Here is a 25,672-nt window from a genome sequence, read left to right as displayed (position 1 = left end):
CGGAGTTGCCGACCCGTGCCAAATCCAGCCCGGCACGGGCCGGCGCCCGGTGCCGCACCGCGCCGGGTCAGTCGTCCGTGAGGGTGAGACCGACCCCGCCCACGAGGGCCGCGGCGATGTTGTAGAGCAGTGCCGCGAGCACCGAGAGAGCGGTCAGGAGGATCACGTTGACCACCGAGACGATGGTCGCGAAGATCGCGATCTGACCCAGCGAGAGGAAGTCCTTCACGTTCAGCGCCCCGCCCGCGCCGCCCAGCATGCCGAGCAGCTCGTTGATGCCGTCGAACATCCCGGTGAGGTCCAGGACGATCCACAGCACCACGGAGGCGACCACGGTGATGATCCCGAGCGCCACCGAGAGCAGGAACGCGAGCTTGAGCACCGACCAGGTGTCCACCTTCGAGACCACGAGGCGCGCCCGGCGGACCCTCGGGCGCGGCGCGGGGCGGACCAGTCCCTTCGTGGAGCCGGCCGGCCGGCTGCTCTTGGCCGGGGCCGGGGCGGACTTCACCGGCCTGGGGGCGGTGCGGGCGGCCGTCCCGGACCTCGCGGACGTGGCCGGGCCCGGCTGCGCCGCGGCACCGGGCCGGGGCGCGGACGCGAGGGGGGCGCGTCCGGACTTGCCGGCGGCGTTGGAGCCGGAACTCGAGCTCATGCGTTACCTCCGTTGTTGTTCGCGTCCAACGCTACTTCATCGTCCGACGTGTCCCCGGTTCCGGGGACGGAATCGAGCTCATCGGTGTCCTCGGCCTGCTGCACGTCGGCCGTCTCCATGGACTCGTCCTGCTGGACGTCGATCTCGGCCACGGCCTCGGCGTCGACCTCCTGGGCGATCTCGCGGTCGGCGTTGTGGGCCACGCCCGTGATCGAGTCGCCCGCGGACGGCTTGGCGAAGATCACGCCCATCGTGTCCCGGCCCTTGGCGGGGACCTCGGAGGCCCCGGTGCGCACGACCTTCCCGGACTCCATGACCACGAGGACCTCGTCCTCCTCGCCCACGATCAGGCCGCCGACCAGACGGCCGCGCTGCTCCGCGAGCTTCGCCACCTTGATGCCGAGCCCGCCGCGGCCCTGCACCCGGTATTCGTCCACCTTGGTGCGCTTGGCGTAGCCGCCCTCGGTGACCACGAAGACGTAGGCGTCGTCGGTCACCACGTTGGCCGAGAGCAGCTCGTCGCCGTCGCGGAACTTCATGCCGGTGACCCCGGAGGTGGCCCGGCCCATGGGGCGCAGCACGTCGTCCGACGCGGTGAAGCGCAGGGACATCCCGTTGCGGGAGACGAGCAGCAGGTCGTCCTCCGCGGAGGCCAGCTGCGCGGAGACCAGCTCGTCGTCCTCGCGCAGGTTGATCGCGATCACGCCGGCCGAGCGGTTGGTGTCGTAGTCCAGCAGCCGGGTCTTCTTCACCAGCCCGTTGCGGGTGGCGAGCACGAGGTAGGGGGCGTCGTCGTAGGAGCGCAGCTCCATGACCTGGGCGATCCGCTCCCCCGGCTGGAAGGCCATCAGGTTGGCCACGTGCTGGCCCTTGGCGTCCCGGCCGGCCTCGAGCAGCTCGTAGGCCTTGGTCCGGTAGACCCGGCCCAGGTTCGTGAAGAACAGGATCCAGTTGTGCGTGGTGGTCACGAAGAAGTGCTCGACGACGTCGTCCGCGCGCAGCTGCGCACCCCGGACCCCCTTGCCGCCGCGGCGCTGGGACCGGTACTGGTCCGAGCGGGTGCGCTTGACGTATCCGCCGCGGGTGATGGTCACGACCATCTCCTCCTCGGGGATCAGGTCCTCCATCGACATGTCGCCGTCGTAGCCGTACTGGATCTCGGAGCGACGGTCGTCGCCGTAGCGGCCCACGATCTCCTCGAGCTCGGTCGAGATGATGTCGCGCTGGCGGGCCTCGGAGGCGATGATCTCGGTGTACTCGGCGATCAGCCGCTCCAGCTCCGCGTGCCGGTCCTGGATCTTCTGCCGCTCGAGGGCGGCGAGCCGGCGCAGCTGCATGTTGAGGATGGCCTGTGCCTGGTCCTCGTCGATCTGCAGCAGCTCCATGAGCCCGGTGCGGGCGTCGTCGGCCGTCGGGGAGCGGCGGATGAGCGCGATGACCTCGTCGAGGGCGTCGAGGGCCTTGAGCAGGCCCCGCAGGATGTGGGCCTCCGCCTCGGCCTGGCGCAGCCGGTAGCGGGTGCGCCGCACGATGACGTCCATCTGGTGGGTGACCCAGTGCCGGATGAAGGCGTCGAGGCTGAGGGTGCGGGGCACCCCGTCCACCAGGGCGAGCATGTTGGCGGAGAAGTTGTCCTGCAGCTGCGTGTGCTTGTAGAGGTTGTTGAGCACCACCTTGGCCACGGCGTCCCGCTTGAGCACGATCACCAGGCGCTGCCCGGTGCGCCCGGAGGTCTCGTCCCGGATGTCGGCGATGCCGGTGATCCGGCCGTCCTTGACGAGGTCGGCGATCTTCATCGCGAGGTTGTCCGGGTTCGCCTGGTAGGGCAGCTCCGTGACCACCAGGCACGTGCGGCCGTGGATCTCCTCGACGTTGACCACGGCCCGCATCGGGATCGAGCCGCGCCCGGTCCGGTAGGCCTCCTCGATGCCCTTGTGGCCGAGGATCTGCGCCCCGGTCGGGAAGTCCGGGCCCTTGATCCGCTGCAGCAGCTCCTCGAGCAGCTCCTCGTTGGAGACGTCCGGGTTGCGGAGGTACCACTGCACGCCGTCGGCGACCTCGCGCAGGTTGTGCGGCGGGATGTTGGTGGCCATGCCCACCGCGATGCCGGAGGACCCGTTGACCAGCAGGTTCGGGAACCGGGACGGCAGCACCGACGGCTCCTGGTTCTTGCCGTCGTAGTTGTCCTGGAAGTCCACGGTCTCCTCGTGGATGTCCCGGACCATCTCCATGGCGATGGGCGCCATCTTCGTCTCGGTGTACCGGGGGGCCGCCGCGCCGTCGTTGCCCGGGGAGCCGAAGTTGCCCTGTCCCAGCGCGAGCGGGTAGCGCATCACCCAGTGCTGGATGAGGCGCACCAGGGCGTCGTAGATGGCGGAGTCGCCGTGCGGGTGGTACTGGCCCATGACCTCGCCCACCACGCGGGCGCACTTGTTGAAGGACCGGTCCGGGCGGTAGCCGCCGTCGTACATCGCGTAGAGGACGCGGCGGTGCACCGGCTTGAGCCCGTCCCGGACGTCCGGGAGGGCGCGGCCGACGATGACGGCCATGGCGTAGTCGAGGTAGGAGCGCTGCATCTCGGTCTGCAGGTCCACCTGCTCCACGCGGTCGGTCAGCACGGGCGAGGTCTCGAGGTCGCCGGCGAGGCCGGCGTCCTCCGGGGTCTGTCCGTCCTGGTTCTCGTCACTCATACGGTCTTTCCGTTCTGTCTGCTGGTTCTCGGTGTCCGGCCGGCGTCCCGGTCCCGGCTGAATGTGCCGAAACGGTTATATGTCGCGGGTCAGATGTCGAGGAACCGGATGTCCTTGGCGTTCTGCTGGATGAACTCGCGGCGGGACTCGACGTCCTCGCCCATGAGCACGGAGAAGACCTGGTCCGCGGCCGCGGCGTCCTCCATGGTCACCTGGAGCAGCGTGCGGTGGTCGGGGTCCATCGTGGTGTCCCAGAGCTCGGTGTAGTCCATCTCGCCGAGACCCTTGTAGCGCTGGATCCCGTTGTCCTTGGGGATGCGCTGGTTGTTGGCCAGGCCCCGGGCGAGGGCCTGGTCCCGCTCGGCGTCCGAGTAGACGTAGTCGTGCGGTGCGTTGGACCACTTGATCCGGTACAGCGGCGGCTGGGCCAGGTAGACGAAGCCGTGCTCGATGAGCGGGCGCATGAAGCGGAACAGCAGCGTCAGCAGCAGGGTGGTGATGTGCTGGCCGTCCACGTCGGCGTCGGCCATGAGCACGATCTTGTGGTAGCGCGCCTTCTCGATGTCGAAGTCGTCGCCGATCCCCGCGCCGAAGGCGGTGATCATCGACTGGACCTCGGCGTTGGACAGCGCCCGGTCCAGCCGCGCCCGCTCCACGTTGAGGATCTTGCCGCGCAGCGGCAGGATCGCCTGGTGGGCGGGGTCCCGGCCCTGCACCGCGGAGCCGCCCGCGGAGTCGCCCTCCACGATGTAGATCTCGGACAGGGACGGGTCCTTGGAGGAGCAGTCCTTGAGCTTCCCCGGCATCCCGCCGGACTCGAGGAGACCCTTGCGGCGGGTGGTCTCGCGCGCCTTCCGGGCCGCGAGCCGCGCCTGCGAGGCGTTGATGGCCTTGCGGATGATCTCCCGCGCCGCGGCCGGGTTGCGCTCGAGCCAGTCGCCGAACCGGTCGTTGACCTCGCGCTGGACGAAGGCCTTCGCCTCGGAGTTGCCGAGCTTGGTCTTGGTCTGGCCCTCGAACTGCGGCTCGGCGAGCTTGATCGAGATGACCGCGGTCAGGCCCTCCCGCACGTCGTCGCCGGTGAGGTTCTCGTCCTTGTCCCGCAGCAGCTTGTTCTCCCGCGCGTACCGGTTCACCAGCGAGGTCATGGCCGAGCGGAAGCCCTCCTCGTGGGTGCCGCCCTCGTGGGTGTTGATCGTGTTCGCGTAGGTGTGCACCGACTCGGTGTAGGCGGTGGTCCACTGCATGGCGAGCTCGAGGGACATCCTGCGGTCGGCGTCCTCGGTCTCGATCGCGATGACGTCGTCGTGGACGAGATCGGCCTTCTTGGACGTGTTCAGGAAGGTGACGTAGTCAAGCAGGCCGTGGTCGTACTTGTAGACGACCCGGCGGTGGCCGGAGTCGTTCTCGTCCTCGTGGTTGAGCCGGGGGACGTCCGTGCCGCCGTCGCGGCCCTCGACGGGCTCCGCGGCCGCGCCGCCGGCCGGGCGGACCGCCGAGTGGTCGGAGGCGGAACCGGCGATCTCCTCACCGGACTCCTCGGCCACGCGCTCGTCCGTCAGGCTGATCTTGAGGCCCTTGTTGAGGAACGCCATCTGCTGGAAGCGCGCCCGCAGGGTCTCGAAGTCGAAGTCCACGGTCTCGAAGATCTCGGGGTCGGGGTAGAAGACCTGGGTCGTGCCGGTCTCCTCGGTCTCCTCGCCCCGGACCAGCTCGCCCTGCGGCCGGCCGCCGTCGGCGAAGACCATCCGCCAGACGTGGCCCTGGCGGCGGACCTCGGTCTCCACGCGGCGCGACAGGGCGTTGACCACCGAGATGCCCACGCCGTGGAGGCCGCCGGAGACGGCGTAGCCGCCGCCGCCGAACTTGCCGCCCGCGTGCAGGATCGTCATGACGACCTCGACGGTCGGCCGGCCCTCGGTCGGGTGGACGTCCACGGGGATGCCGCGGCCGTTGTCGACGACCCGCACCCCGCCGTCGGCCTGCAGCGTCACCTCGATGTGGTCGCAGTAGCCGGCCAGCGCCTCGTCGACCGAGTTGTCGACCACCTCGTACACGAGGTGGTGCAGCCCGCGCGGGCCGGTCGAGCCGATGTACATGCCGGGTCGTTTCCGGACGGCCTCGAGCCCCTCCAGGACGGTGATGTCACCGGCACCGTACTCGCGCTTCTGCGGATCCTCTGTTGCCACGGGTTCCTGGCTCCTCCTGTTGGGCGTTCCGGCCGCTCCGGACAGCACAAGAGAACGCCGATGAGACGCTCGACGACTCATCGGCTCGTGCAGGGTCGGAACGGTTCGACGACTCCGGGCGTCCGCGCCGCGGGCGGGTGCCGCGATCGGCCGTGGGGGCCCGGTCCGTCGATTCCTGTCTGACACCGATTCTATCGGAAAACGACGGGCCGGGGGTGCCCGCAGATGCCCCTGAGCGGCCGGAAAAGGCCCTCAGGACGAATTTTCCTGCTCTCCACCACCAGCTGATCGTTCCCGGGGGGCCGCAGCGCGCCACGAGGCCGCTCAGCGCTCCGCGGCGCCGGCCTCACCCGTAGGTGTCCCGGGGGCCCCGGCCCTGCACCGACCGGCGGCCGCGCTTCCAGCTGGGCGCGGCCGGGCCGAGGATCTCGATCCGGGTGACGATGCCCTCCCCCAGGTGCTCGTCGAACATGCGCAGCAGCTGCGGGACCATGAGCCGCAGGTTGGCGGCGTAGGCGGTCGAGTCGCAGCGGACGCGCACCACCGTCTCGTCGAAGCTCTCCGGCCGGCAGTGCCCCGCGATCCCCGGGCCCACGAGCTCGTCCCAGCGGGAGAGCACCGAGCCGACGGCGACCGGCGACTTCCAGCCCCGCCCCGACACGAGGGCGTCCAGCACCGAGCCCACGCCCCGGGGGTCGCGGGCGGAGCGGCCCGCCCCGGAGTACCCGCCGAGCGCCCGGGGGTCCACGTCGTTGCCGCGGCGCCCCAGGCGTTCGGCGGGGGACGCGGTGGCCGACTCCATCGCCGCCCCGAAGTTCTTGAGGTTGCGCCGCGCGGCCGCCCCGTAGAGCCGGCCGTCCCCGCGCGCCTCGGCGGCGTGGCGCATCCGGGTCAGCAGCGCCGCGGGGGCGTCGATCTCGTCCTCGATCCGCACGACGTTCGCCTCCGGCGGGGCCGCCGAGGGGTCCGCCGGGAGATCGTCCGGGGGACCGGGGAGCCGGTCCCCGCGCTCGGGCCCGCTCACGACGACGGAGCCTCCCCCGCCTCCGGGCCGGTCACCGCGGGCGGGCGCTCGTCGTCGCGCACGGCCGTCCCGGGCCCCACCCGCACCACGTCGTGCGGGCCGGCCACGAGCTCGGCGGGCAGGTCCTCCTCGACCGCGGCGGTGACCAGAACCTGCTCCGCGGAGGCCACGATCGCGGCCAGGCGGCTCCGGCGCCGGGCGTCGAGCTCCGCGAACACGTCGTCGAGCAGCAGGATGGGCGCGGCGCCCTCCGTGGGATCGTCCGCGAGGTGGACGTACCACGAGCCCAGCCGGAGGGCGAGGGCGTAGGACCAGGTCTCCCCGTGCGAGGCGTAGCCGCGGGCGGGGGCCGGACCCAGCAGCAGCTCGAGCTCGTCGCGGTGCGGGCCGATCAGGGTCAGGCCCCGCTCGAGCTCCCGCTGCTCGGCGTCCTCGCACGCCTCGAGGATCAGCCGGTGCAGGTCCGCCGGGGTGAAGTCGCGCAGCTGCCCGACGTCCCCGCCGGCGCTCTCCGGCAGGACCGAGGACACGTAGCGCAGCGCGGTGGGCTTCGTGCCGTCGGTGAGCTGGTCGTAGGCGGTGGCCACCTGCGGGGCCAGGGCGTCGATCAGCTGCAGGCGCGCGTGCAGGATGACGGCCCCGGTGCGGGCGAACTGGTCGTTCCACGCGGCCAGCGTCGAGCGGTGGGTCTCGGTGAAGCGACCGCTGCGGCGGGCCGACTTCAGCAGGGCGTTGCGCTGCTTGAGCACCTTCTCGTAGTCGGCCATGGTGCCGGCGAGGACCGGGCGCATGGACCGGGCGAGGTCGTCCAGGAACCGCCGCCGGTGCGAGGGGTCGCCCTTGACCAGGGAGAGGTCCTCCGGGGAGAACAGGACCGTCCGCACGATGCCGAGGGCGTCCCGGGCGCGGACGGGGGCGGCCCGGTTGATGCGCACCCGGTTGGCGCGGCCGTCGTTGAGCTCGAGCTCGAGGACCGTCTGCTGGCCGCCGCGCCGCACCCGCACCCGCACGATCGCCCGTTCGGCGCCGAAGCGGATCAGCGGCGCGTCCGAGGACACGCGGTGCGAGGAGAGCCCTGCCGTGTAGTCCAGGGCCTCGACGATGTTCGTCTTGCCCACGCCGTTGGGGCCCAGGAACACGGTGGTCCCGGGCCCCAGACGTATGTCCAGCAGGGCATACGTCCGGTAGTCCAGCAGGGAGAGGTGGTCGACGAACACGCCCGGATCAGCAGCTTCCGCTTCGGGGCCGGCCGGTCACTGGCTCGGGAGCCGGACCGGCATCAGCAGGTACTTGTAGTCGTCCCGGTCCTCGCCCTCCGGCTCGGCCTGCGCGGAGAGCACCGCCGGCTTGGGCGGGGCGGTGAAGGAGAACCGCACGTAGTCCGAGGAGAAGGCGTGCAGGCCTTCGGACAGGTACGTGGGGTTGAAGGCCACGGTGATGTCCTCCCCGATCAGGTGGGCGTCCAGGACCTCCGAGGCCTGGGCGTCCTCGCCGGTCCCGGCGTCCAGGGCCACCTGGCCCTGGGTGAAGGCCAGGCGGACGGGCGTGTTGCGCTCGGCCACGAGCGAGACGCGCCGCACCGCCTCCACGAGCTCGGTGGTGCGCACCGCGGCCGTGATCGGGGTGTGCTCGGGGAACAGCGAGCGGATCTTGGGGTACTCGCCGTCGATGAGCAGGCTGGTGGTCCGGCGTCCGCCGGACTCGAAGCCGACGAGCTCGGCGGAGTCGGACAGCGCGATGTTGATGTCCCCGGCGGGGCCCAGGGTCTTGGCGATGTCGTTGAGCGTGCGGGCCTTGATCAGGGCGGCCGTGGAGATGTCGTGGGAGGAGGGCCTCCAGGTCAGCTCCCGCATGGCGAGCCGGTACCGGTCGGTGGCCAGGAGGGTCATCTTCTCGCCCTCGATCTCCACGCGCACGCCGGTGAGGATCGGGAGGGTGTCGTCCTTGCTGGCCGCGATGTTGACCTGGGACACGGCAAGGGCGAACTCGTCGCCGGCGACCACGCCGGAGACGTCCGGCAGGGCCGGCAGCTCGGGGTAGTCGCCCACGGGCATCGCGGCGAGGTTGAACCGCGAGGAACGGCAGGTCAGCGTGACCTTGCCCTCGTCGGCCTGGACCTCGACCGGTGCGGAGGGCAGCGAGCGGCAGATGTCCGCGAGCAGCCGCCCGGAGACGAGCGTGGTGCCCTCCTCCTGGACGTCGGCGCTGATCGACAGCCGTGCCGAGATCTCGTAGTCGAAGCTGGCGATGGACAGCGACCCGCCCTCCGCCCGGATGAGCAGACCGGACAGCACGGGCACCGGGGGCCGAGGAGAGAGGGACCGGGCGGTCCAGGTCACGGCCTCGGCGAGAACATCGCGTTCGACGGAGAACTTCACGAGAGGTTGCTGCCTTTCAGTCTGAGCAGGGGCGGCGGAGCCCGCGCCCGGAGGACGGCGTCCGCCGCGCCGCGAGGTGCGGCCGACCGGGGCTTCGCCCCCTGCATCGTATCCGTCCGTTTCGGCGGACGGCCATTCGGCCGGCCGTGGCGGACTTCTTGTGGTTCGGCGGTCCCGAAGGGCTCGCCGGGGGCCGGGAGCACAGGATTCTTGTTGTTTGGCCGGAGATCTCTTTAAGGACGGGAGTGTTAATAACCGCTGTGGAATCTGTGGATAACTGCCTCTCGGCCAGACGCCGGGCGGCAGCGCCCTGTTGAGTTCCTGTGATTCGCGGTCCACCGGAAGCCGTGCTCCCGGTGGACAAGATCCGCGCGGTTCCGCGGGTTCCACAGCCCGGGCCGCAGTTGTGCCGAGGTTCTCCACCGCAGCGCGGCGGTATTCCACAATTTTATCCACAGGTGTGGGTTCTGTCCTGTGCACAGGCGCTCCACAAGGGGCCGATTCCTGTGCAGAAGAGACGTGCCCGGCCCGGAACGGCGCGGCGGCGGCCTGTGGACGAATGACAAAAAACGGGCCCACCGGTGTCCCGGCGGGCCCGTCGGCGACGGGTGCGCGGCGTTCAGCCCTCGCGCTGCTGCTGCTTGATGCGGTTCGTCAGCTCGGTCACCTGGTTGAAGATCTGCCGGCGCTCGGCCATCAGGGTGCGGATCTTGCGGTCGGCGTGCATCACCGTGGTGTGGTCGCGGCCGCCGAGCTCCTGGCCGATCTTCGGCAGGGACATGTCGGTGAGCTCGCGCAGCAGGTACATGGCGATCTGCCGCGCCGTGACCAGGGTACGGGTGCGGGACTTGCTCTTGAGCTCCTCGAGGGTGATGTCGAAGTAGACCGCGGTCTGGGCCAGGATCGAGGCCGCGGTGATCTCCTGCGCCCCGTCGTCGGTGATGAGGTCCTTGAGCACCAGCTCGGCCAGGGGCAGGTCCACGGCCTGCTTGTTCAGCGAGGCGAAGGCGGTGACGCGGATCAGGGCGCCCTCGAGCTCGCGGATGTTGGTGGAGATGTGGGAGGCGATGTACTCCAGCACGTCGTCGGGAGCGTCCATGCCCTCGCTGGTGGCCTTCTTGCGCAGGATCGCGATGCGGGTCTCGAGCTCCGGGGGCTGCACGTCGGTGATCAGGCCCCACTCGAACCGGGAGCGCATGCGCTCGGCGAATCCGGTGAGCTGCTTGGGTGGCATGTCCGAGGTGATCACGATCTGCTTCTCGTGGTTGTGCAGCGCGTTGAAGGTGTGGAAGAACTCCTCCTGCGTGTGCTCCTTGCCCGCCAGGAACTGGATGTCGTCGATCAGCAGCATGTCCACGTTGCGGTAGATCTCCTTGAAGGAGGAGCCCTCGTCGTCGCGGATCGAGTTGATGAAGTCGTTGGTGAACTCCTCCGAGTTCACGTAGCGCACGCGCACCTGCGGATACAGCCGCTTGGCGTAGTGGCCGATGGCGTGCAGCAGGTGGGTCTTGCCCAGGCCGGATTCCCCGTAGATGAACAGCGGGTTGTAGGCCTTCGCCGGGGTCTCGGCCACCGCGAACGCCGCGGCGTGGGCGAACCGGTTGGACTGCCCGATCACGAAGGAGTCGAAGACGTACTTCGGGTTCAGCCGCGCGGAGCTGTCCCACTCCCCCACCACCGCGGGGGCGGTGCCGGTGTCCTGCACGGGGCGGCGGGGCGGGGCGGCCTGCGGATCCCGCGGCGGGGGCAGGGTACGGTCGCCGACGGCCGGTGCGACCGGCTCCGGGCGCACCGCGGCGAGGTCGAGCATGCGCTGGTCGATCCCCATGGCGTCGGCGGTGTTCCCGGGATCGCTCCGGGTGGGGCCGTCGGTGCGATTGCGCTCGGCCTCGAGCTCACCGATCGGCGGCAGCGCGGCCGTCTGCGGTCCCGGTTCCGGGGCGGGAGCGGCCTCCAGGTCGGCGTCCACGACGAATGCCACGAGCGTCTCCGGGCTGAAGGCCCGCCCCACGGAGGAGCGCAGGACCGAGGCCATCTGGTTCTGGAAGAACTCCCGGGTCAGCTCGTTGGGAACCGCGACGAGCAGCGTGGTGCCGATGAGCCCCTGCGGCTGGGCCAGGGAGATGAACCCCCGGTACCGACCCGTGGTCATGGGGTCCTCGTACATGTACTGCACGCATTCGGCCCACTGCGCGCTGAGCGCCTGATTGTCCTGCGTGCCCACGCGTACTCCTGCTGTCGTCGGGATGTCATCGAGATGTCGTCGGGATGACGAGGCGGTTGACGGGTCGTCCCGGCCCTGCTGCGGTGGCCTTTTCCACAGAGTTGTTCACAACGGTGGAAAAGCTGTTCGGGGGCCGACCGCGACTGCCAGCCTAGAACATGCCGCGAAGCTGTTCATAGCTGATCTGCTGGGGCTCCGGGAACTACAGACGTGTAGTTCAGGCCCTGATCCGCGCCGTTCCGCGGCCGGGACCGCACGGGTTTTCCACAGGATGTGAGCAAGATCCGTGCACAGCTGTGGGTAGGATGTGCACTGCACAGCACCGCCCGGTCCCCGGAAGCCGCACCGGTGCCCGTCACGTTCCCTCCGGCGCACTGCGGGACCGCTCGGAGGAGCCGGCGCGCAGGGGTGTCGTCGTCCGCGGATTTGACCGTCCCCGGCCCGTTGTCTAGGGTGAGCTAGTCTCTTGTGTCCCCTGTCATGCCTTCCGCATGCTCGGACGCATCCACCAGCACTGCTGCGCTCGCCCCCTCGCCGTACCGACCCGGTGCGCCGAGGACCACGCGGCGCACACCCCGACGCCTTTGGAGTAACCAGTGAGCAAGCGGACTTTTCAGCCGAATAACCGCCGTCGCGCCAAGAAGCACGGCTTCCGCGCCCGGATGCGCACCCGCGCCGGCCGCGCCATCCTCGCCGCCCGCCGCAGCAAGGGCCGCACCGAACTCTCGGCCTGAGCCGGCCCGTGTCGGCACCGGCGTCCCGGACGACCACCCCTCCCCGGGTGGCAGGACCCGTGCCGGGACCGACGGAGCACAGGGCCCATCAGGAGCCTCACCGTGCTGCCTGACCAGCACCGGATCCGGACCTCGGCCCAGTTCTCGGCCACCACGCGTTCCGGCGCCCGCAACGGGCGCCGGAACGTCGTCGTATATGTGCGTCCCACCGCCGAGGACCGCCCGGCGCGCTTCGGGTTCGTCGTCTCGAAGGCGGTGGGCAACGCCGTCCGGCGCAACAAGGTGAAGCGGCGCCTGCGGGAACTCGCCCAGACCACGGTCAGACAGGTCCCGTACGGTTATGACGTGGTCGTCCGTGCGCTCCCGCCCGCCTCCGCCGCGGACTGGGCGGAGCTGGCCGCCGACTACGCCAAGGCCTGGCGGACGGCGTCCGCGCGCGCGGGCGCGCCCCGCGCCGCGACCGGGACGTGCCCGGCAGAAGACCACCGACCCGGACGGGAGGAGCCAGCGTCATGAGCGAGCACGCCCATGGGCACGAGGACCTCCTCGCCGCGGCTCCCCACGAGTACGTCCGCCCGGCGTCGGCGTGGCAGGCTCTCTGGTTCCTGCCGCAGAACGCGCTCATCGCGGGCCTGAAGCTCTACCGGACCATCGTCTCCCCCCTGTACGGGGACGTCTGCCGGTACTTCCCCTCCTGTTCGGCCTACGCCCTCGAGTCCGTCACGGTGCACGGCGCCGTGCGCGGTCTCGGCCTCAGCGTCCGCCGGCTCCTGCGCTGCCACCCCTGGGCGGCCGGTGGGATCGACAGGGTCCCGGACGGCGGTCGGAGCTTTCCCGACTTCACGTCCCTGCCCAAGATCGTCCTGCTGAACCACCCCACCCTTGCCGAGCGCCACCAGCACCACCCCGCCGGAGGCACCGGCCCCGCGGCCCAAGGAGAGCCTTCCCCATGAATCTGTTCGAACTGATCCTCTTCCCCTTCAGGTGGGTCGTCTCCGCCGTGCTGTGGGTCTTCCACGAGCTGCTGACGGCCGTCGGGATGGATCCCGCCGCGGGCATCACCTGGGTGCTGTGCATCGTGGGCCTCACCCTGGTCATGCGCACGCTGACCATCCCGCTGTTCCTCAAGCAGATCAAGTCCATGCGCGGCATGCAGGAGCTGCAGCCCGAGATGGCCAAGCTGCAGGCCAAGTACAAGGGCAAGAAGGACCAGCTCTCCCGCCAGGCCATGGCCCAGGAGCAGATGGAGCTGTACAAGCGGCACGGCTCCAACCCGTTCTCCGCCTGCCTGCCGATCCTGGTGCAGATGCCGATCTTCTTCGGCCTGTTCCAGGTCCTCAACGGGGTGCCCACGTCGGCGGCGGCCGGCGAGGGCGTGCACGTGCTCAACGCCGCCACCGTGCAGTCCTTCAACGAGGCCACCTTCTTCGGCGCCCCGCTCTTCTCCACCCTGCTCAACCCGGGCGACGGCAACCACGTCGCGACCATCGTCCTGGCCGTCGTGATGATCATCGCGATGTCCGCCTCGCAGTTCTTCACCCAGAAGCAGCTGACGGCCAAGAACATGAGCGAGACCGCCAAGGCCTCCCCCATGTACCGCCAGCAGCAGATGATGCTCTACCTGTTCCCGCTCGTCTTCGCGATCGGCGGCATCAACTTCCCCATCGGCGTCCTCATCTACTGGACCGTCTCCAACGTGTGGTCCATGGGCCAGCAGTGGTGGGTCATCCGCAACAACCCGACCCCCGGTTCCCAGGCGGAGCAGGAGCTCAACGAGCGCCGCGCCGCCAAGGGCCTGCCCCCGTTCGGCAAGACCGCCGAGGAGCACGAGGCGGAGGTCGAGGAGCAGCGTGCCCGCGCCGCCGCCGGGCAGCGTCAGCAGCCGGTCGGCAAGAAGCGTCAGCGGCAGCAGGCGAAGAAGAAACAGGCGCGATGACCGCTGCGGGTCACCCCGCGACTTCCTCCCCGCACGGGGCCGGGATTCCCGGCCCCGTGCTTCCACGGCCCCAGGAGACGACATGAGCGACATCCGGCAGACCACCCAGGACGCCGACGAGGCGCAGGCGACCCCCCTCCCCGTCGGGGACGACGCGCCGGCGGGCGACGCCGCGCAGACCGGCCAGGAGCAGGATCCGGGCACGGACCCTGCGCTCGATCCCCTCGAGGAGGAGGGAGAGGTCGCGGCGGACTACCTCGAGGAGCTGCTGGACACGGCGGACCTCGACGGGGACATCGACATCGAGGTCCGCGACGGCCGCACGTACCTGTCCGTCGTCGCGGAGGGTGACGACGACGAGAGCCTGTCCGTGCTCGTCGGCGAGGACGGAGAGGTCCTCGAGGCGCTGCAGGAGCTCGTGCGGCTGTCCGTCCTGGCCGCGACCGGACGCCGCTCCCGGCTCGTGCTCGACGTCGCGGGCTACCGGCAGCGTCGGTCCTCCGCGCTCCAGGAGATGGCCCTCGCCGCCGTCCGGGAGGCGCAGGAGACCGGGGGGCGGGTGCACCTCGAGCCCCTGTCCGCCTACGAGCGCAAGATCGTGCACGACGTGGTCGCGGAGCAGGGACTGGTCAGCGAGTCCGAGGGCGAGGGGGCGGGGCGGCACATCGTCGTCTCCGCCGAGCAGGCCTGATGGCCGGCGACCCCCGCCCCTCCCCCACCGCGCAGGAGCCCCCGCTGGCGGATCCCCAGGAGCGTCTGGCCGCCGAGCGGCTGTTCGGGGACCGGCTGGCCCTCGCGGAGCGCTACGTCGCGCACCTGGCGTCCTCGGGGATCGTGCGCGGTCTCATCGGTCCCCGCGAGGTGCCGCGGCTCTGGAGCCGCCACGTGCTCAACTGCGCCGTGGTGGAGGAGCTCGTCCCGCAGGACGCGCGCGTGGCGGACGTCGGCTCCGGAGCGGGGCTGCCGGGGCTGTGCCTGGCACTGGCCCGGCCCGATCTGCGGCTCACGCTGATCGAGCCGCTGGAGCGCCGGGTGCAGTGGCTCGACGAGGTCGTGGCCGACCTCGGACTGACCAACGTCCGGGTGCTGCGCGCCCGGGCCGAACAGGCCAAGGACGAGGTGGGCGAGGTGGACGTCGTCACGGCCCGAGCCGTCTCCGCGCTCGTGGGCCTGCTCGACATCACCCTCCCGCTGCTGCGCGGCACGGGCGAGCTCCTCGCGCTCAAGGGACGCTCCGCCGAGCAGGAGATCGAGAAGGCGCAGAAGAAGCTGGCCCGCCACGGCGCCCGCTCCACCGAGGTCCTCACCGTGGGCGACGACCTGCTGGCGGAGCCGACCACGGTGGTCCGGGTGCGACTCTGAGCGGTCCCGCCGTCGGCGACGTGCGGCGACGGTAGGCTGGGGGGCGTGTGCCGCGGGCGTGGCGCCGTGGCTGTCCCCTCGGGGTGGTCCCCGCTCCCCCGCCCGGCGGCCGGACCCGGACGCCCTCCCGCGGGAGGCTGTGCCCGGACGGAACCACATCGAGACGAACCGGGAAGGTGCGCAGTCAGATGCCGATCGACGACGGCGAGGAAAGCCCGGTGGGCTTCGGCGAGGAGTTCCCGCCGGATCCGGCGGATCAACCTTTGAAGGTTGTTCCTGACCGTGGCACCCGTGTTTCACGTGAAACCGACGGACAGCTGTCCAAGATGACGACGATGGCGGACGACACGCCGCTGGGGAGGACGCTCGTGGAAGAGACCAGGCGACGCGCCAGGCTGAAGAAGGTCCAGCTGGAGAAGCCCGCCGCGACGCGGGTCTTCACCATCAGCAACCAGAAGGGCGGCGTCGGCAAGACGAGCACCTCCGTGAACCTCGCCGTGGCCCTGGCGCGGCAGGGGCAGAACGTCCTGGTGATCGACAACGATCCCCAGGGCAACGCCTCGACCGCCCTCGGCGTGGAGCACAACTCCGAGGTGGACAGCACCTACGACGTCCTCATCGACGAGATGCCGATCGCCGACGTGGTGAAGACCTCCGTCGAGGCCGAGAACCTGTGGGTGGTGCCGGCGACCATCGACCTCGCCGGCGCCGAGATCGAGCTGGTGTCCATGGTGGCGCGGGAGCACCGGCTGCGACGAGCACTGGAGGCCTACGCGCGGCAGCGGGAGGCGGACGGTCTGGAGCGGCTCGACTACGTCTTCATCGACTGCCCGCCCAGCCTGGGCCTGCTGACCCTCAATGCGTTCGTCGCGGCCACCGAGGTGCTCATCCCCATCCAGTGCGAGTACTACGCACTGGAGGGACTGAGCCAGCTGCTGAAGAACATCGAGATGATCCAGAAGCACCTGAACCCGGAGCTCACGGTGTCCACCATCCTGCTCACCATGTACGACGGCCGGACCAACCTGGCGTCCCAGGTGGCCGAGGAAGTGCGGACCCACTTCCCGGCCGAGGTGCTCGAGACCGTGATCCCCCGCTCGGTGCGGATCTCCGAGGCGCCGAGCTATCAGCAGAGCGTCATCAACTACGACCCCAGCTCGACCGGCGCCCTGTCCTATCTCGAGGCCGCCGCCGAGATCGCACAGCGCGCCGCTCGCTGAACGACCCCACTCCCCGAGCGCCCGCCTCCGCCGGAGGCGGGCGCTCTGCTGTGTGCCCACCGTCGCGACAGGTCGTACCGAGGCCCAGGCGTCAGCATGTTTCACGTGAAACGCGGTCCGGCGCATGCCCCACCCGCCGGGCCGGGAACCGCCCGGGGGCACCTGGGCAACCGTGCGGGGGCGCTCGGCCCTTCGGAGCCGCGGGCGACGTGCACGCGAACTCCGCTGCGGGACTGCTGCAGGCGGCCGAAGTCCTGCACCAGAAAATCGAGGCTCACGTGCTGGTCGGCATCCGGCCACCGGCGTGACTCGAGCGTCGACCACGGCCCGAACTGCTGATGGAGCCCCGCACGCCGGCCCGGCGTGCGGGGCTCCATCCGTGCAGGGCCTGATGCCGCCGTGACCGGCGGCCTGCTCTCCGGCGCCCCAGCGGCGCTTCTCCAGTGGTGCGGCGCGGGGTGGGCAGCGACCGGGCCCCGACGCCTCCTCCGCTAGAATTGACCGGATTGCCGCGCGAAGAGAGGAACACCGTGAGCGAACGACGACGTGGTCTGGGTCGGGGACTGGGAGCGCTCATTCCGAGCGCTCCGGCCGCAGAGGCACCGACGGAGGCTCCGGACGGACCGGCGTCGCCGGCCGATACGGCAGTGGCAGGGCAGTCCGAGCGGCTGCACTCCACTCCCCCGGCTTCCGCGACCGCCCCCGCGGATGTTTCACGTGAAACGCCGGACACCTCGACCGCGGAGGACGACCGCAGCAGTGGCACAGCACGGCCGGCGTCGGGGTCCGGCGGCACCGCGCCCACACGGCGGGCGGATGCGGCGACGAAGCGGCCGACCGGGTCCGCCACCGGCGCCGGAACGGCGTCCGCCCAGTCCGCTGAGCCGTCGCCGAGTGCGTCCGGCCGGGCCGCGGCGCAGGACACCGCCGGCCGGAGTGCTCCTGGCACGGACCATTCCCGGAGCGGGACGACGGAGTCCGCCGCCGGGGTGAACGACGCGGCCCCGAGCCGCTCCGAGGAGACCGCCGCGCCGACCGGCCGTGCGGGCACCGGTCCGCGCGGCCGGGCGGTGAGCCCGGCGGCGCGCCAGAAGGCCATGAAGTCCCGGATGGACATGGGCGAGGCGCTGCGCAACACGACGCTGGTCAGTCGTCCGTCCGACATGTTCTTCCTGCCCTCGGGCTCGCCGACGGGGTCCGCGGACAGGGAGGCGACCGGTCACCGTCCTGACGGCGAGGACGCGGCGAGCGGAACCACCGACACGGCGGACGACGTCACGCCCGCGCGCGGTGATCGATCGCGGACCCGCACGCCGGATCCGGCGTCCCCGGCGGACGACGTTTCACGTGAAACGGCGTCGCGGCCCCGCAAGGCTGCTGCCGACCAGAAGACGCCCACGCCTTCACTCCGCGATGAGAACGACGTCGCCACAGGCGGAGAACCGGAGGGCGCCGCTCGTGTTTCACGTGAAACGGAGACCTCGGTCGAGGAGCTGACGGCCGTTCCCGGTGCCTCGTTCGCCGAGATCGCCGTCGCCGCGATCCATCCGAACCGCAAGCAGCCGCGCCAGGTCTTCGACGAGGAGGAGCTCGCGGAGCTGGCCTACTCGATCGGCGAGCTCGGCGTGCTGCAGCCCATCGTCGTGCGGCCCAGCCGCGAGGACGGTGACACCTCGTACGAGCTGGTGATGGGGGAGCGGCGCTGGCGGGCCACCCAGCGCGCCGGCCTGAGCACGATTCCGGCGATCGTCCGGGAGACCGCCGACGACGACCTGCTCCGCGACGCGCTGCTGGAGAACCTGCACCGCAGCCAGCTGAACCCCCTGGAGGAGGCCGCCGCGTACCAGCAGCTCATGCAGGAGTTCGGCACCACGCAGGAGGAGCTCTCGCGCCGCATCGGGCGGTCCCGCCCGCAGATCAGCAACACCATTCGCCTGCTGCGGCTGCCTCCGCTCGTCCAGCGCCGGGTGGCGGCCGGTGTGCTCTCGTCCGGGCATGCGCGAGCACTCCTGTCCCTGGCCGACCCCGCGGAGATGGAGCGCCTGGCGCAGCGCATCGTCGCGGAGGGGCTCTCCGTCCGGGCCACCGAGGAGGCCGTGGCACTGGCCGAGGGGACGGAGCGGAAGGTCCCGCGTGCGGCGGCGCCGGCCGGTCGGCACAAGGAGCGGCTCGACTACATCGCCGAGGCCTTCGCCGACCGTCTGGACACCAGCGTCAAGATCGCCCTCGGAGCGCGGAAGGGCAAGATGACCATCGAGTTCGCCTCGGTGGAGGACCTGAACCGGATCATCGAGGTCCTGGATCCGGGGATCGAGCGTTCCTGACCGAGCCGTGCACGACGGAGCCCCGGTGTTTCACGTGAAACACCGGGGCTCCGTGCTGGGTGGAGACGTTCTCAGCGTCCGTTGAACTCCGCCACGTCGTCCAGGCGCATGGTCCCCGTGGGCACGTCGTCCTCCGCGAGCAGGAACATCCGCTGCAGTCCGAACACGATGGCTTCCGCGAGGTGGCTGCGGTGCTCGGGATCCGCCAGAGCCGCGCGGTCCGTGGCGCTGGAGAGGTAGCCGAGGTCCAGCCAGACGGTCGGGGCGTCGTGGGTGCGCAGCAGCTCCCACTGCCGGGCGTGGCTGCCGAGGTCGAGAGCACCGGTGCGGGCGACCATCTCCCGGAGCACGAGCCCGGCGGCCCGCTCACCGATGGGGGAGTAGACCTCCGAGTGGTCCTGCTCGCCCCAGTAGTACGAGGCGAGTCCCGTGGCGGCGGGCGACTCGTTCCAGTCGCAGTGCAGGGACACGACCACGGAGTCGGGTCGGTCGCCGGTGGCCTCGTGCACGGAGGACACGCAGCGGACCAGCTCACCGCGGCGGTCCCGGAGGGTCGGCTCCGGTGCCACGATCGCCGGGTCGGCGCCGATCTCCTGCAGCAGGCCGAAGGCCAGGACGGCGACGTCGGTGGTGACCTCGTCCGCGTGCGCGGCGAAGTCCGGGGCGGCCGAGGCCGGTGGCTGCTGACCGGCGGCGCGCGAGGGCACGAGGACCACGGACCGCCCCCGGAGGGCCGAGGTGGCGCGCTCCAGGCGGTGGTAGTCCCGCAGCGAGAAGGCCTTCGAGGACGTGATGTTCTTGTTGATCCGGGCGAGGGCCGCGATGGTGTCGAGGTCCACCACCCCGGTGTCGGCCACGCCGAGGCTCTGCTGCAGCTCCAGCACGGCATGGTGCGTGCTGCGGGTGAACACGCCGTTGAGGTGCCCGTAGTAGAAACCCAACCTGGACAGGTTGTGCTGGAGCCTGGTGACGTCGTCGCCGCGCATCGGGCGGTCCTCGTCGAGATAGAGGGGGCGGTCGCCGAGTGCGTACTGGGCCTCGTTGAGGCAGCGGTCGGTCTCGGGGCCGACCAGTCCGTCGACGATCAGGCCGCGCTCCTGCTGGAAGGCCCGCACGGCGGCGTCGACGTGGTCGTCGAAGTAGGAGGGGTTGTTCACGTCCTGCGGCGCGAGGTAGGCCACGGTGACGCCGGCGCGGAGCAGACGCTCCCGGAGGCCCACCACGCGCCGGTTTGTCATGGTCCGGCGCAGCATCGGTTCGGTGTCGTCGAGTTTCACAGGTGTCCCACGGGTCGTCGGGTCGTCGTCAGTGCCAGTACAACGGCTCATCCGTCCCCTCCCGCTCGGGGGAGAGGACGGATGAGCGCGAGGTGGCCAGGATGTCGGTGCGACCGATCAGCTCCCGGGGGTCAGGTAGTCGGCGAACTCCTTCTCGAGGGCGCTCTTGGGCTTCGCCCCGATGGCCTTCTTGACGACCTCGCCGCCCGAGAACAGGTAGATCGCGGGGATCGAGGTGATGCCGTACTGGGAGGCCACCGCAGGGTTCTCGTCCACGTTGAGCTTGACGACCTCGATGGCCTCGGCGTGCTCGGCGGCGATCGCGTCGAGGACGGGACCGACCATGCGGCACGGGCCGCACCACTCGGCCCAGAAGTCGACGATCACGGGCTTGTCCGACTCGAGGACCTCGGTCCGGAAGTCGGCGTCGGTGACGTTCTTGGCGGCGCTCATGTTTCTCCTTGTCCGGGCGCCGGCACGCTCGTGGCGTGCTCGGCGCGCTCTGTGCAACTGGTGCGAGGGGCGGAACTGGTTCGATTATGGCCCATGCCGGGCGGGGCGGTCGGAGCCGTCCCGACCGGCCGCGGGGCCGGGGACGCTCAGCTGTGCAGCACCGAGCGGTCGTGCAGTGCGGCGAGGTAGTGCTCGGCGTCGACCGCGGCCACGCACCCGGAGCCGGCGGCGGTGATGGCCTGGCGGTAGGTCGCGTCCACGACGTCGCCCGCGGCGAAGACTCCGGCGAGGCTCGTGGTGGAGCCGCGTCCGTCCACCCGGATCGTGCCGTCGACGGTGAGCTCGAGCTGGTCGGCGACCAGCGCGGTGCGCGGATCGGAGCCGATCGCGACGAACAGCCCCGTCACGGGCAGCTCCGAGGTCTCCCGGGACTCGGTGTCGCGCACGGTGACGGAGCGGACCTTCTCCTCGCCGTTGATGGCCACGACCTCGGCGTTCCAGAGCACCTCGATCTTCGGGTCCTCGAAGGCCCGCTGCTGCATGATCTCGGAGGCGCGGAAGCTGTCCCGCCGGTGGATGATGGTCACCTTCGAGGCGAAGCGGGAGAGGAAGGTGGCCTCCTCGAGGGCGGAGTCCCCGCCGCCGACGACCGCGATGTGCTGCTCCTTGAAGAAGAAGCCGTCGCAGGTGGCGCACCAGCTCACGCCGTGGCCGGAGAGCCGCTTCTCGTCCGGCAGACCGAGCTCCCGGTACGCGGAGCCGGTCGCGATGATCACGGCGTGCGCGCGGTGCACCGAGCCGTCCTCGAGGGTCACGGTCTTGACCTCGCCCTCGAGCTCCAGGGCGACGACGTCCTCGTAGCGGATGTCGGCGCCGAAGCGCTCGGCCTGCTGCTGCATGTTGGACATCAGTTCCGGGCCCTGGATGCCGTCGATGAAACCGGGGTAGTTCTCGACCTCGGTGGTGTTCATCAGCTCGCCGCCGGCGGTCACGGAGCCCGCGAACACGACGGGGTGGAGGTTGGCGCGCGCGGCGTAGATCGCGGCGGTGTACCCGGCGGGGCCGGAGCCGACGACGATCACCTCGTGGACGGTCTCGTCCTCGGGGGCGGACGTCGGCTCGCCGTCGCGCGGGGTGAGATCCAGGGCGTTGATCACGGGACCGAAGTCGGGGCTCACTGTTCTGCTGACCTTCCGTACAGGGAGCGGCCGGACGGGTCCGGCCGCGGGGACCACTGGCACAACCGGGCGCGCACGGCGGATATTCCGGTGCCGCGCACGCCCGGCCGCGTCCGCCGGGGGAGTGGGGCCGTCAGTCCAGCTGGATCTCCCCGACCCGCAGGCCGTAGTTGAACCCGGCGATGGGGTTGGTCAGCTGCGGCAGCTGGGTCCAGTTGACGATCACGTACTGGTGGCTCTCCTCCTGGGCCCCGGCGGCCAGCGGAACGGTGATCTCCGGGCCGGTGAAGGAGCCGGAGCCCACCTGCCGGGCGCCGTCCAGGGTCGGGGCGTCGTTGACATAGACGTCGAACATGCCGCCGGAGCCGGCGGACTGGCTCAGCCGCAGGGTCTCCACCGGTGCGGCCTCCTCGAGCTGGACGGCCAGGCCCACACTGGGCGCCTGGTTGCTGAAGCTCTGGTCGGAGAACCCGTAGCTGATCCAGTAGGTGGAGGGGTTCCCGTCCACGGTCTGGCCCAGCTGGGCGTCCTGGTCGGCCATGAAGTTCGCGTTGCCGGGCACGATCCGGGTCACGGCCGTGGGCTGCGGGTCCGCCTCCGGGGCCGCCGGCTCGGCCTCCGCGCTCGGCGGGGACTGGTCCGCCCCCTCCTCCCCGGCGGGGGCGCTGGCGGCCGGGTCGGAGGCGTTCAGCCCGTTGAAGAGCCCGCCCAGGCGGTCGAAGCTGAACACCACGGCCCCGATCAGCAGGGCCAGAAGCACCACGACCAGCAGGAGGAGGCCCTTGCCGCTCCTCCGGGTGCGCGCAGCGGTGTCCTTGCCGCGCGGCGGCGGGCCCACGGCCGTCTCCGGCTCGCGGTGGGGAGCCTCCTGGTGCTCCTCGTAGTAGCTGTCGTAGCGGTTGTCGCCGTCGTAGCCGGGATCGATGTCGGTGCCGGCGGTGCGGCCGGCCACGGCGGCGGTGCCGCTCGCGGCCGCCCGGTCGAAGAGCGTGGAGCGGGTCGAGGTGGCGCTGACCCGCACCGGCCGGCCGAGGCGGGTGCGCACCGAGGGCGCGGGCGCGGCGTCGTCGTAGGAGTCGTCGTCCCGCCACCGGGTGACCTTGGGCTCGGGGGCCGCGGCGCCGAGGTCGTCCGAGGGCTCGGTGGCGACCACCGGCGTCGGGCTGGTGGGGTCCGGCTCGTCGTAGACGTACGAGGCGCTGCCGGTGCCGCGCGGTGCGCCGAAGATGTCGTCGCCGAGCGACTCGTCCTCGATCTCGTCGGGCTCCACGAGCAGGGAGTCCAGCATGTCTGCGGCCGGGGTGTGCGAGGTCACGAGGTAGGTGTGGGCCTCCGCCTGCCCCAGGTCGAGGATCTGGAACGGGGCGCCGATGCTGCCGTTGGCCATCGAGCGGGCGTTCTCCACCAGCAGGGAGGTGTGCCGCTCCGCGGGCAGCAGGATCGAGACGCGTCGGCCCAGGATCTGGTCCTGGCCCTCGAGCACGTGGTCGCCCTCGGCGGTGGCCAGCACGTCGGTGACCACCTTGTAGCGGCCGCCGAGGACGGAACCGAGCTTCATCGGTGCGGGCACGTTGGCTCCCTGGGGGTCGGGAATTCGCGGAGGGGGCCGGAATTCGCGGGCGGGGGTGGCCGGCGGGGCAGAAGGGGTGTTCCTGACCCACGTCACCGACCACTCAGCACTTTACCGGTCCCGGCGGCCCGCGGCGGAGAGCCGTGTCACACGGTCAGCGGCCGAGCCGGGCGAGGACCGGGCGCACGAGGCTGTCGAGCTCCCGGACGCGGCAGAGCCTGAGGGCGCCCAGATAGGCGATGCCCATGACGGTCCCGCCCACGGCGACGGTCGCGATCGCGGTCAGCTGGTTGGTCCAGGGGAAGCCGTCCGGGTCGTAGCCGCCGAGCAGGAACAGGGCCACGGCGCCCACCACGCCGGCGAGCAGGGACGCCACGAGGATCCGGGCGTGGGAGTCCATGATCCGGGCGAGGTCGTAGTCCCCGATCCGGCGGACCAGGACCAGGTGGTAGATGAGCGTGCTCAGGATGTTCTGGGCCGCGTAGCAGCCGGCGACCGCGAAGATGACGAGGTGCGGCGGGGCCAGCGAGGCGATCAGCAGCGCGCAGGCGACGGTGAAGAGGGCCACGCCCACCTGCACCAGGAACGGGGTGCGGGCGTCCTCCTGCGCGTAGAAGGCCCGGCCGAGCATGAAGGAGGTGGACATGAAGGGCGCGCCGATGGCGATCACCGTGACCACCTGGCCGATCACGGCTCCGGCGGAGGGCACGCCGCCGCTGAAGAGCATGCCGAGGGGTCCCGCGAAGACGATGAGGGCGACGGTGGCGAAGACCGTGGCCACGCCCGTGATGCGCAGGCTCGAGGACAGGGACGCCACCATGCCGGCCCGGTCCCCCTCCGTGGAGGCGGCGGCCATCCGGTTGAACAGCACCGTGGCGATGGACAGCCCGATCACCCCGTGCGGCAGGGAGTACAGCATCGAGGCCTGGTTGAGTGCTGCGACGCCCGCGATCTGCTGCGGCGGGTCCATGGCGAGGTACTCCGGGCGGGAGCCGGTGGGGATCGCGGCGACCTTGGTGAGGGCCAGGAACGCCAGGTTGGCGATGATCCCCGTGGCCAGGGTCCAGCCGGCCAGCCGCGCGGCGGTGGAGAGCCCGATGCCGCGCCAGCCGAAGCGGGGGCGCAGCCGCAGTCCCAGCCGGCCCAGCGGCCAGAACAGCACGAGGGCCTGGGTGGCGACGCCCAGGGTGGCCATGGCCGCCAGCCAGAACGTCTTGGCCGGCGTCCAGTTGTCCAGGGAGTGCTCCGCCTCGGCGAACGCCCCGAACTGCTGGATGAACACGAGCAGCGCCGCGATGGCCACCACGTTGTTGACCACCGGCGCCCACATGTACCAGCCGAAGGCGCCGCGGGCGTTGAGCACCTGCCCCACCACGGTGTAGAGGCCGTAGAAGAAGATCTGCGGGAACGTGAACAGCGCGAAGGTCAGACCGAGCGAGAGCTGCGCCTCGGTCCAGTCGGTGCCCATGGTCCGCACGATGGGTCCCGCCAGGGCCACCACGACCGCCGTGACCCCCAGCAGCGCGAGCACGGCCAGGGTGAGCAGGCGGGAGATGTAGTCGGCCCCGCCGTCGTCGGCGGTCCTGGAGGCCTTGATGATCTGGGGCACCAGGACGGCGTTGAAGATGCCGCCGGCCACGAGGACGTAGATCAGGTTCGGCAGCGTGTTCGCCAGCTCGAAGACGTCGGAGACGGTGGTGACCGAGCCGATGGCCACCGTGATCAGCACGGTCTTGACGAACCCCAGCGCGCGGGAGACGAGCGTGCCGGAGGCCATGATGGCACTGGAGGCCGCGCCCGAGCGCCGGGCCGGGGCGGGGGGTGCGTCCTGGCCCTCGCCGGGGGAGCGCACGGTCTCAGAGCTGATGGATGATGTATTCACGGGCGATGTCGGCGATGCGCCGTTCGTTGGGGAAGGAGAGCTTCCGGCCGAGGTCGTCGATGTCCACCCACGCGACGTCCACGGCCTCGTGGTCGGGGTCGTTGTCCGTGGTGAGGTGCCCGCCGGTGGCGCGCAGCAGGAAGTGGTGCACCGTCTTGTGCACTCGGTGCCCGGAGACCGTGAACCAGTAGTCGATGCTGCCCAACGGGCTCAGCACCTCCCCGGCGATGCCGGTCTCCTCCTCGATCTCGCGGATCGCGGCTTCCTCGTTCGTCTCCTCGCCCTCAGGGTGGCCCTTGGGCAGGCACCACTCGAGGCGTCCGCCCCGGTTGATCCGGGCGATGATGGCCACCGGGTGGGAGGGCGTGGCGAGGTCGACGACGATCCCCCCGGCGGAGACTTCCTCGACCGTGGGCAGCGCGGCGGCCGGCGCGGTGGGCCGCTTCTTCGGTGCGCTGGGGACGGGGAAAGCCATGTCTCCTACCTTGCCACAATCCCCCGGGCTCCCGCCCGAGCACCGGAGGCTCCGTGCAGGGGCCCCCCGACGCGCCGGTGCACCCGGTCGGGCACAGGTCC

Annotated in this window: 21 protein-coding genes; 8 read left to right on the top strand and 13 right to left on the bottom strand. The window is 71.0% G+C overall.

The window, feature by feature from the left end; all coding sequences use genetic code 11:
• Positions 1-67: 67 nt before the first annotated feature.
• From GMA12_RS07285 to dnaA, 7 genes are all read right to left on the bottom strand, one after another.
• Complete coding sequence (locus GMA12_RS07285; protein ID WP_156268621.1) at positions 68-655, bottom strand: DUF3566 domain-containing protein; 588 nt, start codon at positions 653-655, stop codon at positions 68-70.
• Positions 652-3,345 (bottom strand): DNA gyrase subunit A, encoded by a 2,694-nt coding sequence (gene gyrA, locus GMA12_RS07280; RefSeq protein WP_156268619.1) that lies wholly within the window; start codon positions 3,343-3,345, stop codon positions 652-654. Before gyrA ends, GMA12_RS07285 begins: the two co-directional genes overlap by 4 nt.
• A gap of 89 nt (positions 3,346-3,434) precedes the next feature.
• Entirely contained in the window at positions 3,435-5,534 is a 2,100-nt protein-coding gene (gene gyrB / locus GMA12_RS07275) for a DNA topoisomerase (ATP-hydrolyzing) subunit B (protein WP_162459604.1), read from the bottom strand.
• A 346-nt stretch (positions 5,535-5,880) separates the two neighbouring features.
• Entirely contained in the window at positions 5,881-6,558 is a 678-nt protein-coding gene (locus GMA12_RS07270) for a DciA family protein (RefSeq protein WP_370830659.1), read from the bottom strand.
• Entirely contained in the window at positions 6,555-7,775 is a 1,221-nt protein-coding gene (recF, locus tag GMA12_RS07265; protein ID WP_162459603.1) for a DNA replication/repair protein RecF, read from the bottom strand. Before recF ends, GMA12_RS07270 begins: the two co-directional genes overlap by 4 nt.
• A gap of 36 nt (positions 7,776-7,811) precedes the next feature.
• Positions 7,812-8,936: a DNA polymerase III subunit beta gene (gene dnaN, locus GMA12_RS07260; protein WP_162459602.1), complete on the bottom strand. Its 1,125-nt coding sequence runs from the start codon at positions 8,934-8,936 to the stop codon at positions 7,812-7,814.
• A 619-nt stretch (positions 8,937-9,555) separates the two neighbouring features.
• Positions 9,556-11,103 carry a chromosomal replication initiator protein DnaA gene (dnaA, locus tag GMA12_RS07255; RefSeq protein ID WP_156268927.1) on the bottom strand — a complete coding sequence of 516 codons (1,548 nt, stop codon included), beginning with the start codon at positions 11,101-11,103 and terminating at the stop codon, positions 9,556-9,558.
• 653 nt (positions 11,104-11,756) lie between these two features.
• Between dnaA and rpmH the strand changes: the two genes are divergently transcribed.
• The 8 genes from rpmH (at position 11,757) to GMA12_RS07215 (ending at position 18,736) form a co-directional block, all read left to right on the top strand.
• Complete coding sequence (gene rpmH, locus GMA12_RS07250; protein WP_019181680.1) at positions 11,757-11,894, top strand: 50S ribosomal protein L34; 138 nt, start codon at positions 11,757-11,759, stop codon at positions 11,892-11,894.
• Positions 11,895-11,996: 102 nt separating this feature from the next.
• Complete coding sequence (gene rnpA, locus GMA12_RS07245) at positions 11,997-12,410, top strand: ribonuclease P protein component (protein WP_162459601.1); 414 nt, start codon at positions 11,997-11,999, stop codon at positions 12,408-12,410.
• Positions 12,407-12,847 (top strand): membrane protein insertion efficiency factor YidD, encoded by a 441-nt coding sequence (gene yidD, locus GMA12_RS07240; RefSeq protein ID WP_156268617.1) that lies wholly within the window; start codon positions 12,407-12,409, stop codon positions 12,845-12,847. Before rnpA ends, yidD begins: the two co-directional genes overlap by 4 nt.
• Positions 12,844-13,830, top strand: coding sequence for a membrane protein insertase YidC (gene yidC, locus GMA12_RS07235; protein WP_156268615.1), 987 nt, complete (start codon positions 12,844-12,846; stop codon positions 13,828-13,830). Before yidD ends, yidC begins: the two co-directional genes overlap by 4 nt.
• An 82-nt stretch (positions 13,831-13,912) precedes the next feature.
• Entirely contained in the window at positions 13,913-14,521 is a 609-nt protein-coding gene (locus GMA12_RS07230) for a Jag family protein (protein WP_156268613.1), read from the top strand.
• A complete protein-coding gene (rsmG, locus tag GMA12_RS07225) occupies positions 14,521-15,192 on the top strand; it encodes a 16S rRNA (guanine(527)-N(7))-methyltransferase RsmG (protein WP_156268611.1) in 672 nt (223 codons plus the stop codon). The genes GMA12_RS07230 and rsmG overlap by 1 nt, the downstream gene beginning before the upstream one ends.
• 368 nt (positions 15,193-15,560) lie before the next feature.
• Positions 15,561-16,412, top strand: coding sequence for a ParA family protein (locus tag GMA12_RS07220; RefSeq protein ID WP_370830649.1), 852 nt, complete (start codon positions 15,561-15,563; stop codon positions 16,410-16,412).
• A gap of 989 nt (positions 16,413-17,401) precedes the next feature.
• Positions 17,402-18,736 carry a ParB/RepB/Spo0J family partition protein gene (locus GMA12_RS07215; protein ID WP_442354864.1) on the top strand — a complete coding sequence of 445 codons (1,335 nt, stop codon included), beginning with the start codon at positions 17,402-17,404 and terminating at the stop codon, positions 18,734-18,736.
• Between the two features lie 71 nt (positions 18,737-18,807).
• On the opposite strand, the gene GMA12_RS07210 is transcribed toward GMA12_RS07215, so the two are convergent.
• From GMA12_RS07210 to GMA12_RS07185, 6 genes are all read right to left on the bottom strand, one after another.
• A complete protein-coding gene (locus tag GMA12_RS07210; protein WP_156268607.1) occupies positions 18,808-19,974 on the bottom strand; it encodes an N-acetylmuramoyl-L-alanine amidase in 1,167 nt (388 codons plus the stop codon).
• Between the two features lie 156 nt (positions 19,975-20,130).
• A complete protein-coding gene (gene trxA, locus GMA12_RS07205) occupies positions 20,131-20,466 on the bottom strand; it encodes a thioredoxin (RefSeq protein WP_156268605.1) in 336 nt (111 codons plus the stop codon).
• Positions 20,467-20,612: 146 nt separating this feature from the next.
• The gene (trxB, locus tag GMA12_RS07200; RefSeq protein ID WP_162459599.1) at positions 20,613-21,644 is read right to left on the bottom strand and encodes a thioredoxin-disulfide reductase; all 1,032 of its coding nucleotides are present in this window, start codon (positions 21,642-21,644) and stop codon (positions 20,613-20,615) included.
• 133 nt (positions 21,645-21,777) lie between these two features.
• Complete coding sequence (locus tag GMA12_RS07195; protein WP_162459598.1) at positions 21,778-23,214, bottom strand: hypothetical protein; 1,437 nt, start codon at positions 23,212-23,214, stop codon at positions 21,778-21,780.
• Positions 23,215-23,368: 154 nt separating this feature from the next.
• Positions 23,369-24,991, bottom strand: coding sequence for a murein biosynthesis integral membrane protein MurJ (murJ, locus tag GMA12_RS07190; protein ID WP_156268917.1), 1,623 nt, complete (start codon positions 24,989-24,991; stop codon positions 23,369-23,371).
• Positions 24,992-25,070: 79 nt separating this feature from the next.
• Entirely contained in the window at positions 25,071-25,571 is a 501-nt protein-coding gene (locus tag GMA12_RS07185; RefSeq protein WP_062735775.1) for an NUDIX domain-containing protein, read from the bottom strand.
• Between the last annotated feature and the right edge of the window lie 101 nt (positions 25,572-25,672).

Origin of the sequence: Kocuria sediminis, from assembly GCF_009735315.1 — a bacterium.
Taxonomy (GTDB): Bacteria; Actinomycetota; Actinomycetes; order Actinomycetales; family Micrococcaceae; genus Kocuria; species Kocuria turfanensis.
Note: the sequence above shows the minus strand (reverse complement) of the source record. Positions and strands in the feature narration are given on the sequence as shown.

What these genes read in the sequence shown, in the direction of transcription:
- GMA12_RS07285 (WP_156268621.1), bottom strand. Translation starts at nt 655, where the DNA reads ATGAGCTCGAGTTCCGGCTCCAACGCCGCCGGCAAGTCCGGACGCGCC.
- gyrA (WP_156268619.1), bottom strand. Translation starts at nt 3,345, where the DNA reads ATGAGTGACGAGAACCAGGACGGACAGACCCCGGAGGACGCCGGCCTC.
- dnaA (WP_156268927.1), bottom strand. Translation starts at nt 11,103, where the DNA reads ATGTACGAGGACCCCATGACCACGGGTCGGTACCGGGGGTTCATCTCC.
- yidD (WP_156268617.1), top strand. Translation starts at nt 12,407, where the DNA reads ATGAGCGAGCACGCCCATGGGCACGAGGACCTCCTCGCCGCGGCTCCC.
- yidC (WP_156268615.1), top strand. Translation starts at nt 12,844, where the DNA reads ATGAATCTGTTCGAACTGATCCTCTTCCCCTTCAGGTGGGTCGTCTCC.
- GMA12_RS07230 (WP_156268613.1), top strand. Translation starts at nt 13,913, where the DNA reads ATGAGCGACATCCGGCAGACCACCCAGGACGCCGACGAGGCGCAGGCG.
- rsmG (WP_156268611.1), top strand. Translation starts at nt 14,521, where the DNA reads ATGGCCGGCGACCCCCGCCCCTCCCCCACCGCGCAGGAGCCCCCGCTG.
- GMA12_RS07210 (WP_156268607.1), bottom strand. Translation starts at nt 19,974, where the DNA reads ATGACAAACCGGCGCGTGGTGGGCCTCCGGGAGCGTCTGCTCCGCGCC.
- trxA (WP_156268605.1), bottom strand. Translation starts at nt 20,466, where the DNA reads ATGAGCGCCGCCAAGAACGTCACCGACGCCGACTTCCGGACCGAGGTC.
- murJ (WP_156268917.1), bottom strand. Translation starts at nt 24,991, where the DNA reads ATGGCCTCCGGCACGCTCGTCTCCCGCGCGCTGGGGTTCGTCAAGACC.
- GMA12_RS07185 (WP_062735775.1), bottom strand. Translation starts at nt 25,571, where the DNA reads ATGGCTTTCCCCGTCCCCAGCGCACCGAAGAAGCGGCCCACCGCGCCG.